This is a genomic window from Xanthomonas sp. WHRI 10207, assembly GCF_040202975.1.
Classification (GTDB): Bacteria; Pseudomonadota; Gammaproteobacteria; order Xanthomonadales; family Xanthomonadaceae; genus Xanthomonas.
Genome location: NZ_JBEGDX010000008.1, coordinates 117470 through 129795, shown reverse-complemented (window position 1 = coordinate 129795; position 12326 = coordinate 117470). Strand labels below are relative to the sequence as shown.

At 65.3% G+C, this 12326-nt stretch carries 9 protein-coding genes, 1 tRNA gene and 1 other RNA gene; 7 read left to right on the top strand and 4 right to left on the bottom strand.

Translation table 11 applies throughout. The features are described 5' to 3' along the window. The first annotated feature begins 567 nt into the window (after positions 1 to 567). A complete protein-coding gene (gene metX / locus ABQU90_RS20860) occupies positions 568 to 1743 on the top strand; it encodes a homoserine O-acetyltransferase MetX (RefSeq protein ID WP_323522692.1) in 1176 nt (391 codons plus the stop codon). A gap of 29 nt (positions 1744 to 1772) precedes the next feature. Beyond that, positions 1773 to 2114, top strand: a complete 342-nt coding sequence (locus tag ABQU90_RS20855) for a DUF1294 domain-containing protein (RefSeq protein ID WP_323522691.1) — start codon at positions 1773 to 1775, stop codon at positions 2112 to 2114. A 63-nt stretch (positions 2115 to 2177) separates the two neighbouring features. Here the strand turns inward: ABQU90_RS20855 and cydC are convergent, their stop codons facing one another. The 3 genes from cydC to ABQU90_RS20840 form a co-directional block, all read right to left on the bottom strand. Continuing rightward, complete coding sequence (gene cydC / locus ABQU90_RS20850; RefSeq protein ID WP_323522690.1) at positions 2178 to 3854, bottom strand: thiol reductant ABC exporter subunit CydC; 1677 nt, start codon at positions 3852 to 3854, stop codon at positions 2178 to 2180. Beyond that, positions 3851 to 5602, bottom strand: coding sequence for a thiol reductant ABC exporter subunit CydD (cydD, locus tag ABQU90_RS20845; RefSeq protein ID WP_323522768.1), 1752 nt, complete (start codon positions 5600 to 5602; stop codon positions 3851 to 3853). Before cydD ends, cydC begins: the two co-directional genes overlap by 4 nt. Before the next feature lie 9 nt (positions 5603 to 5611). After that, positions 5612 to 5687, bottom strand: a non-coding RNA gene (locus ABQU90_RS20840) — sX9 sRNA. Positions 5688 to 5888: 201 nt separating this feature from the next. Here ABQU90_RS20840 and ABQU90_RS20835 point away from each other — a divergent pair. The 5 genes from ABQU90_RS20835 to ABQU90_RS20815 all read left to right on the top strand — a co-directional run bounded on the left by ABQU90_RS20835 (position 5889) and on the right by ABQU90_RS20815 (position 10385). Further along, positions 5889 to 7526 (top strand): cytochrome ubiquinol oxidase subunit I, encoded by a 1638-nt coding sequence (locus ABQU90_RS20835; protein WP_323522689.1) that lies wholly within the window; start codon positions 5889 to 5891, stop codon positions 7524 to 7526. A gap of 16 nt (positions 7527 to 7542) precedes the next feature. Then, complete coding sequence (cydB, locus tag ABQU90_RS20830) at positions 7543 to 8694, top strand: cytochrome d ubiquinol oxidase subunit II (protein ID WP_323522688.1); 1152 nt, start codon at positions 7543 to 7545, stop codon at positions 8692 to 8694. Positions 8695 to 8787: 93 nt separating this feature from the next. Further along, positions 8788 to 8904, top strand: coding sequence for a cytochrome bd-I oxidase subunit CydX (gene cydX / locus ABQU90_RS20825; RefSeq protein ID WP_055852095.1), 117 nt, complete (start codon positions 8788 to 8790; stop codon positions 8902 to 8904). Between the two features lie 54 nt (positions 8905 to 8958). Then, positions 8959 to 9035, top strand: a tRNA-Pro gene (locus ABQU90_RS20820). Between the two features lie 123 nt (positions 9036 to 9158). Beyond that, complete coding sequence (locus tag ABQU90_RS20815) at positions 9159 to 10385, top strand: CynX/NimT family MFS transporter (RefSeq protein WP_161961733.1); 1227 nt, start codon at positions 9159 to 9161, stop codon at positions 10383 to 10385. Here the strand turns inward: ABQU90_RS20815 and ABQU90_RS20810 are convergent. Further along, positions 10366 to 12279 carry a CocE/NonD family hydrolase gene (locus ABQU90_RS20810; RefSeq protein WP_323522687.1) on the bottom strand — a complete coding sequence of 638 codons (1914 nt, stop codon included), beginning with the start codon at positions 12277 to 12279 and terminating at the stop codon, positions 10366 to 10368. The genes ABQU90_RS20815 and ABQU90_RS20810 overlap by 20 nt on opposite strands. Positions 12280 to 12326: the final 47 nt, after the last annotated feature.

The following is a 12326-nucleotide window of genomic DNA, read 5'->3' as shown; positions in this document are numbered from 1 at the left end:
CGGCATGGATGCCGCCAAGGAGCTTACATGGACGTACTTGCAGCGTGTCCTGCGATGGTGAGCGGGCAAGGGCCCTGCAGCAAAATGCGAAGAAGTCGAGGGCGCGGTGCCCTTACCGCTCGCGGGACACGCCGTAAACCCATCCCTGGGGGCTCGATGGCCGCATCCATGCCGCCAACGGTCCCGCAATCGGCAAGGACACCGCACCAGATAGTTGGTCGGCAGTCGCGTGAAAAGCTGCTTGTCGCTCGGCATGCGTCGGAGGTTGGGCCGGCGCATCATGAGTCAACAAGCCTCATCACGCATGGCTCTTGACCAAGCACACCGACCGTCTGGACTGGCCCTTACCTGCTCACCGTCGCGGGACCCTTGGCGGCATGGATGCCGCCAAGGAGCTTACATGGACGTACTTGCAGCGTGTCCTGCGATGGTGAGCGGGCAAGGGCCCTGCAACCAAGCCGCAGATCAACGGCGTTAAAAGCTGGCATCACACCACGCAAGGGCTCAAACCGAGTCCACTTCCCGATTCACCACGCCGCCCACCGCCACGCCGGATAGAATTGCGACATGACCGAATTCATCCCTGCAGGCACGTTATTCCACGCACTGCCGTCGCCGTTTCCGATGAAGCGCGGCGGCGCGCTGCATCAGGCCCATGTGGCCTACGAAACCTGGGGCACGCTGGCGGCCGATCGCAGCAACGCGGTGCTGATCGTCACCGGCTTGTCGCCTAACGCGCATGCAGCCGCAAATCAGGCCAACCCCGAGCCGGGTTGGTGGGACGCGATGCTGGGGCCGGGCAAGCCGATCGATACCGAGCGCTGGTTTGTGGTGTGCGTCAATTCGCTGGGCAGCTGCAAGGGCTCCACCGGGCCTGCGTCCATCGATCCGGCAACCGGGCAGTTGTATCGCCTGACCTTTCCGGATCTGTCGATCGAGGATGTCGCCGATGCGGCAGCCGATGTCGTGCGTGCGCTGGGCATCGAACAGCTCGCCTGCCTGATCGGCAACTCGATGGGCGGCATGACCGCGTTGGCGTTGTTGCTGCGGCATCCCGGCATTGCGCGCAGCCACATCAATATCTCTGGCAGCGCGCAGGCGTTGCCGTTTTCCATTGCCATCCGCTCGCTGCAGCGCGAGGCGATCCGGTTGGATCCGCATTGGAATGGCGGCCACTACGACGACACGCGCTACCCGGAATCGGGCATGCGCATGGCACGCAAACTCGGCGTGATCACCTACCGCTCGGCGCTGGAATGGGACGGCCGCTTTGGCCGGGTGCGGCTGGATTCCGAACAGGCCGCCGATGATCCGTTCGGCCTGGAATTTCAGGTCGAAAGCTATCTCGAAGGCCATGCGCGTCGCTTCGTGCGCTTCTTCGATCCCAACTGCTATCTGTATCTGAGCCGCTCGATGGACTGGTTCGATCTGGCCGATTATGTGGATGCGTCTTCGATCGCTGCAGCGCAGGCCGCCGGCAGCACGCCGGCTGCAGACGTCTCCACCGAGGCCGAGGTGCTGGCCGGCCTGGCAAACATCCGTATCGAACGTGCGCTGGCGATCGGCGCCAACACTGACATCCTGTTCCCGGTGCAGCAGCAGGAACAGATTGCCGAAGGGTTGCGTGCAGGCGGCGCGGATGCGCGCTTTATCGGCCTGGATTCGCCGCAAGGCCACGATGCGTTTCTGGTGGATTTCGCCCGCTTCGGCCCGGCGGTGCGCGCTTTTCTGGACGCCTGCTGATTTCCAGATCCAGGCCAGGTGCGCGCAGCGTGGTGCCGCGCAAGACGTTGACCGCACTGTTTGCGGTAAGCATGGCCAGCATCGTCGCAGCAGGCCTGCTGCCAGTCTGGGTGGCAGTCTGGTACGCGGCTGCCAGCATCGTGGCGCTGATCGCTTACCGGCGCGACAAGACTGCGGCAACGCGGGGCCAGCGACGAACGCCGGAGGCCAGCTTGCACGGCATTGCCTTGCTCGGTGGCTGGCCGGGCGCGCTGCTGGCGCAGTCGCTGTTCCGGCACAAATCCAGCAAGACCTCCTTCCAGATCACCTTCTGGGCCACGGCAATCGCGAACAGCGCGGTGCTTGCATGGGCGGTGTATCGCTCGATGTAATGCAGGTGCTGCAGGCCGTCGTCAGCGGTCGCGCAGCGATAACCCTCGCCGGTCAAACACGTGTCACGGCAGCGGCTCCAGTACCCCGGCACGCATGCGGTAGCACCGTTGCACCACGCCGGCAGGCACGCTGTCGTGGGTGATCATCACCAGACTGCGCTGACCAAGCGCGGCAGACAGATCGAGCAACAGGGCGTGCGCCGTGTCCACGTCCAGGCCGTCGGTGGGTTCGTCGAGCAGCAGGATGGGAGCATCGCGTAACAGCGCACGCGCAAGCGCAAGGCGGCGTGCCTGGCCTGCGGAGAGCGTGGCGCCGTTTTCGCCCACCCAGGTGTCCAGACCATGGTGCGCGCTGGCCCAGTCGTGCAGGCGCACCTGCTGCAATACCTGCCACAGGGCGGCATCGTCGGCATCGGCATCGCCGATGGCCAGATTCTCGCGCACGCTGCCGGCAAACACCGGCGCGTTCTGCGGCAACCAGGCGATGCGTCGATGCCATTGCGCCTGCGCGCAGTGACGCAAATCGATGCCGGCGTAACTCACCTGCCCGGCCTGCGGGTCCCATAGCCTCAGCAGCAGCGCCGACAAGGTGCTCTTGCCGCTGCCGCTGTCGCCGCTGATGGCGATACGTTCGCCAGCTGCCAGTGTCAGATCGAGCGCATGCAGCACCGGCCGCACGCTACCGGGCCATGTAAACGACACCTGCTGCAGGTGCAGCGTGCCCGTGCGTGGCACGTCGATTGGCTGCACCGGCTCGCTGACCGACGGCGCTTGATCGACGATGGACTGCAGGCGCCGGGCCGCGACGCGCGCGCTTTGCAGTGCCTGCAACGCCAGCCCGGCACCCGCCCATACCTCCAGCAGCGCCATGGTCAGAAACACCAGGCCTGCGGCCATGTCCGCTGCAATCAGCCCACGCTCGGCGGCGCGCAGTGCGAGCCACAACATGCCGGCCAGACCGATGGCCCCGCACGCCGCATGCAGCAGGTTGCCGGCGATCAATCGACGGCGCTGCACGCGGTCGCCATCCATCACGGCCGCCGCAGCGGCGTCGAGCTGATGCAGCCAGGCGCCTTGCGCATCGACCGCCGCCAGATCGGCCGCACCTTCCAGACCTTCGAACGCCTGCGTGCGCAACACCGTGCGTTGCTGCGCGCGCAGCTGCTCGCGCTGCGCGCCACCACGTGCCACCTGCCAGGGCACCAGCCCGCCAATCAGCACACCAAGCGCCAGCAACAACCATGCGGCCGGCGGATAGATCAACGCAGCGGCACCCGCACCGGCCAACCAGATGCCGAGCAGCGCCGTCAGCGGCGCAAGCGCGCGCACGCTCAGGCCATCGACTTCCCCGATGTCGGACATCAACCGTGCCAACAGATCGCCGGTGCGCGTGGCCGACAACCGCCCCGGCGCAAGCGGCAACGCACGACGGAAGAACCACACCCGCAGATCGCGGGCGATACGCAAGGTGGCATCGTGGCCGATCAATTTTTCGCCATAGCGCGACACGATGCGTGCAAACGTCAATGCGCGGATGCCTGCCGACGGCGAGAAGAAATTGAAGCCTGCCCCCATTCCCGCAACGCCAGCCAATGCCGCCGCCGTCAGAAAGCTACCCGATAGACTCAACAGACCCACTCCGGCCAGCATCGTGACCAGCACCAGCAGCGCGGATAGCAGCAAGCGCCAGGCATGCCGGCGAAACACCTCGCTCAGACGATCGTGGCGTGCGCCGCTCATGGCGCGCTCGCCGTCACGGTGGTGCCACGCAGATCGATCACCGTATCGGCCCAGCGCATCACTGCAGGGCTGTGCGTCGCCACTACCACTGCACGGCCGCGTGCGAGTACCCCGAGTGCGCGCAGCAATTCGGCTTCTGTGTCCGGGTCGAGAAACGCGGTGGGTTCGTCCAGCAGCAGCAGATCCGGCGCGCGCAGCAGCAGCCGCGCCAATGCCACACGTCGCGCTTCGCCACCGGACAGGCCAAAGCCGCGTTCTCCGATCACCGTATCCAGGCCCGCCGGCAACTGCGCGGCAAAACGCATGACCTGCGCGGCATCGGCCACTGCCTGCAGCTGCGCATCGCTGGCCTGCGGATCGGCCAGCCGCAGATTGTCGGCAATGCTGCCGTGAAACAGATACGGCCGCTGTGTGGCATAGCCCACACGCGTGCCCGGGCGCAGCACCACACTGCCCGCTTCCGGTGACAGCCAACCGGCCAGCCCTTCCAGCAAGGTGCTCTTGCCGCTACCGCTGGCACCGATCACCGCCACGCGCTGACCGGGCTGCAGGTCCAGCGAAAACTGCGTGATCACCGTGTGCGGCGCGCCAAGCGGACGCAGCGCCAGACCACGTGCCTGCAGCAACGGCGCATGCGCCTGCGCAGGCTCCAAGGCGCGCGGCGGCGGCGCTGCAACTGGGGCAATGGCATCGGCTTCGGTCACAAAACCTTCCAGCAACCGCTCGGCCTCGGTCACGGCGGCCAGCGCATTGGCACGGTCGTGGTAATGCGCTGCAAGACGCCGCAACGGCGCAAAGAATTCCGGCGCCAATAGCAAGCAGAACATGCCCGCGCCCAGCGACGGCAAACCGTGCAGATCGAGCATGCCCAGATAGCTCAGACCGAAGTACAAGGCCACGATGGCCACGCTCACCGAGGCGAAGAATTCCAGCACCGTGGACGACAGGAACGCGATGCGCAGTACCTTGAGCGAGCGCTCGCGCACGCCCTCGGCCGCTGCGGCGATACCGCCCAATTCGGCCTCTCCGCGCCCATACACGCGCAGCAAGCCCAGCCCCTTCAGACGATCGGCAAAGTGCCCGCCCATCCGCGCCAGCTCGCCGAGCTGCTCGCGGCCTGCGGCTTCTGCGCCCCAGCCCACCAGCATCATGAAGAAGGGAATCAACGGCGCGGTCAGCAACAACACCAGGCCCACCACCCAGTCGACCGAAAACACCGCGATCAGGATCGCTGGCGGCACCAGCATCATCTCGGTGCGCGCCAGCTGATAACCGACGAAGTAACCGTCCAGCGCATCGGTATGCGCCAGGCTCAACTCGCCCAGTTCGCCGCTGCGTTGCCGGCGTAACCACAGCGGCCCGTGCTGCACCAGCCGACGCGCGATACGCATCCGCAGTTCGCGCTTGGCCACATCGGCCACTTCGCCGGTCAGCGATTGCGCCCACCCCGTGAGCACGGCGCGCCCAAGCATTGCGAGCAGCAACCCGATGCCCACATGACGCAGCTGTGCCAGCGCCAGGTGCTGCACCAGCACCGCTTGCACCAACCACGCAATGGCCGCCGATTGCGCAAGCAACAACACGCCAGACAGCGCCACCGCCACACCGGACAGCCGCCTGGCCCGTGCAGCGGGTGCGGCAAGCGCATCCAGCCATTGGCCGCGTTGACGGCGCTGGGCGGGCGTTTCGCTGGCTTGCACGCTGGGCTGGCTCACATGGCTCTCTTCAGGCGGTGCATCGCAGGCGATTGTAAGAGCGGCTAACAAAACGTAGCGAGCAGTCGTCAGGTGGGTGCGGACGGCGCGGAGGAACCGGAGTGTACAGGTGGTACATGCCGATTCCGAGCACCGGCCGCGCCCGCCTGACGGCTGCACAGGTGTTTTATTAGCTGCTCCAAGTCGCCACTGCCCACTGCGGGATGGACAGTGTGCCGCACCCGATCGGGGCCGCATTGATTTGGATCAACGCGCGCAACGCAGCGGCGGCAGATGATCGGCCACGTTGCTCACCGATACTCAACCAGGCCACCCCGCCATGATCGACTCGACCGTTGTCGAACTGTCGCGGCTGCAGTTTGCAGTCACCGCGATGTACCACTTCATCTTTCCACCGCTGACCATGGGCCTGTCGTTCCTGCTCGGCATCATGGAAAGCGTCTACGTCATGACCGGCAAGCCGATCTGGCGGCGCATGACCATGTTCTGGGGCGTGCTGTTCGGCATCAACTTCGCCATGGGTGTTGGCACCGGCATCGTGATGGAGTTCGAGTTCGGCATGAACTGGTCGTACTACAGCCATTATGTGGGCGATATCTTCGGCGCGCCGCTGGCGATCGAAGGGCTGATGGCCTTCTTTCTCGAGGCGACCTTCCTGGGCCTGTTTTTCCTGGGCTGGAATCGCCTGAGCAAGGTGCAGCACCTGATCACCACCTGGCTGGTGGCCTTGGGCAGCAACTTCTCCGCGCTATGGATCCTGATCGCCAACGGCTGGATGCAGAACCCGACCGGCGCGGTATTCAACCCGGACACCATGCGCATGGAAGTGGTGGATTTCATGGCGGTGCTGTTCAACCCGGTGGCGCAGGCCAAGTTCGTGCACACCGTCAGTGCCGGTTACGTGCTCGGCGCGGTGTTCGTGATGTCGATCAGCGCGTTTTACCTGCTGCGCGGCAAACATCTTGAGATGGCACGCCGCTCGTTTGCGGTGGCCGCGGCCTTCGGCCTGCTGTCGTCGCTGTCGGTGGTGGTGCTGGGCGATGAGAGCGGCTATGCCGCCAATGAGCACCAGAAAATGAAGCTGGCCGCGATCGAAGCGATGTGGGACACCGAAGCCGCACCGGCGGATTTCACCGCCTTCGGCATTCCCAACCAGCAGACCCATCGCAACGACTACGCCATCAAAATTCCGTATCTGATGGGCTTGATCGCCACACGTTCGTTGGATACGCCCATCCCCGGCATCCTGGAACTCGTTGGACGCGCCGAGCATCGCATCCGCGGTGGGCAGATCGCCTACGGCGCGCTGCAGCGTATCCGCGCCGACACCAATGATGCCGAAGCGCGCAAGGTCTTCGACGCCCATTGGCAGGACCTGGGCCACGGCTTGCTGCTGAAGCGTTACCGCGACGATATCGGCAATGCCACGCCCGAGCAGATCGCGCAGGCGGCGATGGACACCGTGCCACGCGTACTCCCGCTGTTCTGGACCTTTCGCATCATGGCCGGCATCGGCATCTATCTCATCGCCTTCTTCGCCATTGCGTTCTGGTTCGCCTGCAAACACACCTTCCAGGAAAAGCGCTGGTTCCTGACCTTGGCGATGTGGACGCTGCCGCTGCCTTGGATCGCGATCGAATGCGGTTGGTTCGTGGCCGAATACGGCCGCCAACCGTGGGCGGTGGAAGGCGTGTTGCCCACGTTCTACGCCGCATCGGGTCTGGATCTGTACGAGATCGTGCTGACGCTGGTGGGCTTTACCGCGCTGTACACCACGCTGCTGGTGATCGCGATCAAGTTATCGCTCAAGACCATCCGCACTGGCCCGGACGTGCTGTTCCCGCCGACGCAACCCAGCGCGTCGCCTTCCTTGCCGCAAGGTCATGCCCCGATGAGTCATGCCCCGTTGAGTCGCGCACCGTTGAGCTCGGGCGCCGTGGCCGGCAGCGCACCGTAACCCAGGAGAGACCGTGATGGATTTCGTATTGCTCGACTACACAACTTTACGTGTGATCTGGTGGCTGCTACTCGGCGTGCTGCTGTCTGGTTACGCGGTGATGGGCGGCTTCGATCTGGGCGTCGGCGCGCTGCTGCCGTTCGTTGCCAAAGACGATGCCGAACGCCGGCTGGTGATCAACACCGTCGGCCCGGTCTGGGAAGGCAACCAGGTGTGGTTGATTCTGGGCGGCGGCGCGATCTTCGCCGCGTTCCCGCCGCTGTATGCGGTGAGTTTTTCCGGTTTCTATCTGGCGATGTTCGTGATGTTGTTTGCGCTCATCCTGCGGCCGGTCGGCTTCAAGTTCCGCGGCAAACTGGTGGATCAACGCTGGCGCAGCACCTGGGACTGGGCATTGTTCGTCGGTGGGTTCGTTCCGGCGTTGATCATGGGCGTGGCGGTTGGCAATGTCGTGCTGGGTGTGCCGTTCCATTTCGACGACAGCATGCGCACGTTCTACACCGGCAATCTGTTCGGGCTACTGACGCCGTTTGCCTTGCTCGCTGGCCTGCTCAGCGTGGCGATGCTGATCGCCCACGGCGCGGCGATGCTGGTGCTCAAGACCGATGGACCGGTGGCCGACCGTGCCGCGCGTGTCGGCAGCACCGCCGCGATGGCTGCGGTGGCGTTGTTTGCTGCAGCCGGTGCCTGGGTGGCGCTTGGCTTGCCCGGCTATGCGGTGACATCGGTGCTGGCGACCGATGCGCAGACCAATCCGTTGGCCAAGACCGCAGCACTCACGGCCGCCGGTGGTTGGCTGCACAACTACAGCAGCATGCCGGCCACCTTGATGGCACCGCTGCTTGGCCTGCTCGGGCTTGCGATGAGCGCAGTGCTGTTGCGCGCGCGACGCGGCGGCCTGGCGTTCATTGCGTCGGGCAGCGCCATCGTCGGCATCGTCTTTACCGTGGGCTTTGCGCTGTTCCCGTTCCTGCTGCCGTCGTCCACTGCACCAAGCGCCAGCCTGACGCTGTGGGATGCCTCCAGCAGCCGCCTCACGCTGTGGATCATGTTGCTGGCCACCACCGTCTTCATGCCGATCATCCTGGCCTACACGGCGTGGGTGTATCGCGTACTCAGGGGCAAGGTCACTGCGGAGGAACTCTCAGTCAATCCCAATGCGTATTAGCCGACGCAATGGCTGCGACGCCAGCAGGTCGTCGCAGCCGCGCTCGCCTTCCCACACACAAACTCTCTCTCACCGTTTTTCAGGAGCACAACGATGTGGTACTTCGCCTGGATTCTCGGCACCGGCCTGGCGGCATTGGCCGCTGTCCTCAACGGCATGTGGTTCGAAGCACGCGAGCCCGAGCGTGCGCATCGGCCGCAGGAAAAATAATTGCGACAGATGCTTGCCGATTCCGCATTCCCTATGTAACATACGCGGCTCCTTCGGGGTGTAGCTCAGTCTGGTAGAGCGCTACGTTCGGGACGTAGAGGTCGCAGGTTCGAATCCTGTCTCCCCGACCAGTTTCAAAACACAAAACCGGCCTCGTGCCGGTTTTGTGTTTTCAGGCGCCGTCGCACGGCTGTGCACGGTGCGGATGGTCTGTCATGTCTGTTGTCACTGCCGCCTCGTCCCCGTCTGCCCAATTGCGTGGGCGCGGTTTGGTGCTGGCCGCTATTTTGTTGTCCGCATTCAACTTGCGCACGGCGGTGACCTCACTCACTCCGCTGCTGGAACGCATCGCCGACGAATACGCGTTCGGTGCGCCGACCATGGGCGCGCTCGGCATGTTGCCCACCGCTGCATTTGCCTTGACAGGCGTTGCAACGCCAGCCGTCTTGCGTCGCTTCGGCCTGCTGCGCACGGCGCTGGTGTCGATGGCGCTGGCCACGCTCGGGCTGGTATTGCGCCCGCTGCTGCCGGGCACTGGAGGGCTGCTGGTGGGCTCGCTGGTGGCGCTGGCCGGCATGGGCATGGGCAACGTGGTATTGCCGCCGTTGGTGAAGCGTTACTTCGGCGACCGCGTGGGCCGCGTCAGCACGCTGTACATCACCGTGCTGCAGGTCGGCACCCTGTTGCCGGCGTTGATGGCAGTGCCGGTGGCCGACGCGCTGGGCTGGCGCAGCTCGATGGTGGTGTGGGTACTGCCGGCGCTGCTCGCCTTGGCGGCCTGGGCGCTGGTGCACACCAACCAGGGCCGTCTGCGCGCGACCGGCCCGGCGCCGGTCACGCCGACCCCCGAGGCCGAAGGCCGGGTCGCACGCACCGCCTTGGGCTGGAGCATGGCGATCACCTTCGGCATGACCTCGCTGGTGACCTATTCGATGTTCACCTGGCTCCCCACGCTGCTGCGCGAGGCCGGCGCCTCGCCTGCGTTCGGCGGCACCATGGTCGCGCTGTTCGCCGCGCTGGGCATGGTCGGTGCGTTGACCATGCCGGCATTGGCAGTGCGCATGCGCAACCCGTTCCCGATCGTGCTGCTGTGCGCTGCCTGCCATCTGATCGCGTTCGCCGGGCTGTGCTGGGCACCGCTGGCGGCGCCGATCCTGTGGGTGACCTTGCTCGGCCTGGGGCCCAGCACCTTTCCGCTGGCGCTGGTGCTGGTCAACCAACGCAGCCGCACTGCTGCGGGCTCGGCCGCGCTCTCGGGTTTTTCGCAAGGCGTGGGCTATGCGGTGAGCTGCCTGGGGCCGTTTCTGTTCGGCTGGCTGCATGCGCATCGCGGCGGCTGGACAGCGCCGTTCGGGTTTCTGGTGATCTGCATCGTGGTGCAGCTGGCCGCCGCCTGGGTGGCCTGCCGTCCACAGCTGCTGGAAGACCTATGGGCGCCGCCGGCACGCGGCGCCCGTGCAGTCAGCGCACCGGCAGACTGATGTAGCTGGGCTGCTCCGGCGTCACGTAGACGCGCTGGGTGGCCTTTTGATAATCGCCTGGCTTGGCGAAGAAGAGATTCGGCACGTAGGTCTGCGGGTTGCGGTCGTACAGCGGGAACAGGCTGGATTGCACCTGCACCATCACCCGGTGGCCTTTTTGGAAAGTGTGATTGGCGGTGGGCAGGCCAAACTCGAACGCCAGCGGTTGATTGGCCGCCAGCGGCTTGGGCGTGCTGAAACTCTCGCGATACCGCCCGCGGAAGATCGCCAGCGACACTGGAAGCTCATAGCCGCCCATCTTCGGGCTGGACGCCATCTCATCCGGGTACACATCGATCAGCTTGACCACCCAGTCGCTGTCGCTGCCGCTGGTGGAGGCCTGCAGATGCACGTCGGGCGCACCGGCGATCTGTAGCGGTTCGGTCAGCGGTTCGGTGACGAAGGTCAGCACGTCGGGGCGGCCGTCCACAAAGCGCTGGTCGTGCACCAGCCAGGTGGTCCACATGCTGCGGTCGCCAAAATCCACCGGCCGCGGCACGAACGGCACCGGTTTGGCCGGGTCGGAAACGTATTCTTCAAACGCGCTCTGCCCGGCAGCGGGTTTGTCGAAGGACAGCTTGCCGCCGGCCTGCAGATACAGCGGTTTGCTCGCCGACGCGCAGCCCTTGTCGCAACTGCGCGGCCAGGACTGCAGGCGATCCCAGCGGTTCTCGCCGGTGTCGTAGATGAAGACCGGCGGCGTGCTCGCCTTGGGCGCGCCATCGACCAGGTATTGGTCGAAGAACGGGCGCAACACATCGCGGCGAAACTGACGCGCGGTATCGCCATCGAACGTGAGCGCGCCCAGCGTCCCGCCCTCGGCATTGACCTGGCTGTGCCGCCACGGCCCCATCACCAGATAGTTGAGCGTGTTGCGCGTGTCGCGCGGTTCCATTGCCGCGTAGCTGTGGATCGCGCCCCACATGTCTTCCTGGTCCCACAGCCCCTGCAGCCACATCGTGGGCACCTTGAGCGGCGTGCGCGCCATCACCTTGTCCAGCGCCTGCTCCTGCCAGAACGCATCGTAGGCCGGGTGTTCGGTGAGCTTGTGCCACCACGGCAATTGCTCCAGTCCTGCCGCCTTGGCGAAATCCCCGGCCGACCCGGCCTGCAGGAAATTGCTGTAATCGTCCTGCCCCTGGCGCGGGATGCCGGCACCCTTGCCGCGTTTGCTGAGCTGTCCGGTGAAGTAGTCGAAGTTGACCTGGCGGAACGCGCCGTAATTGAACCAGTCGTCGCCCATCCAGCCATCGATCATCGGGCTTTCCGGCGCGGCCACCTTCAATGCGGGATGCGGGTTGGTCAGCGCCATCACCACGGTGAAGCCTTCGTAGGACGAGCCGATCATGCCGACCTTGCCGTTGGATTCGGCGACGTTCTTGACCAGCCAGTCGATGGTGTCCCACGCATCGGTGGCGTGATCCACAGCACTGGGATTGAGTGCGCCACGCAGCGGGCGGGTCATCACGTAGTCGCCTTCGGAGCCGTACTTGCCGCGCACGTCCTGGAACACGCGGATGTAGCCGCCTTCCACAAACACGTCGTCGCCGAGCGGCAGCAGATCCTTCATGTGCGGCGATGCCAGCCGCTCGCTGCGGCCGCTGGCGTCGTAGGGCGTGCGCGTCAGCACCATCGGCGCATGGCGCGCGCCCTTGGGCATCACGATCACGGTGTGCAGCTTCACGCCGTCGCGCATCGGGATCATCACCTCGCGCTTGATGTAGTCGTTGGCAGCGTCGCTTGCCACGAACGGCTTACCGGTGATGTCCGGCGTCATCGGCGAGGTCTGTGCGACTGCGCTGCCGGTGGCGGCGGCAATGGCGGTGGCAAGCAGGCAGGCGGCAAAGCGGCGCATCGACGACTCCGGAACGTGCGGGGTAATCGTCGACTGTAGGCAGGTGG

What these genes read in the sequence shown, in the direction of transcription:
- metX (WP_323522692.1), top strand. Translation starts at nt 568, where the DNA reads ATGACCGAATTCATCCCTGCAGGCACGTTATTCCACGCACTGCCGTCG.
- cydC (WP_323522690.1), bottom strand. Translation starts at nt 3,854, where the DNA reads ATGAGCGGCGCACGCCACGATCGTCTGAGCGAGGTGTTTCGCCGGCAT.
- ABQU90_RS20835 (WP_323522689.1), top strand. Translation starts at nt 5,889, where the DNA reads ATGATCGACTCGACCGTTGTCGAACTGTCGCGGCTGCAGTTTGCAGTC.
- cydB (WP_323522688.1), top strand. Translation starts at nt 7,543, where the DNA reads ATGGATTTCGTATTGCTCGACTACACAACTTTACGTGTGATCTGGTGG.
- cydX (WP_055852095.1), top strand. Translation starts at nt 8,788, where the DNA reads ATGTGGTACTTCGCCTGGATTCTCGGCACCGGCCTGGCGGCATTGGCC.
- ABQU90_RS20810 (WP_323522687.1), bottom strand. Translation starts at nt 12,279, where the DNA reads ATGCGCCGCTTTGCCGCCTGCCTGCTTGCCACCGCCATTGCCGCCGCC.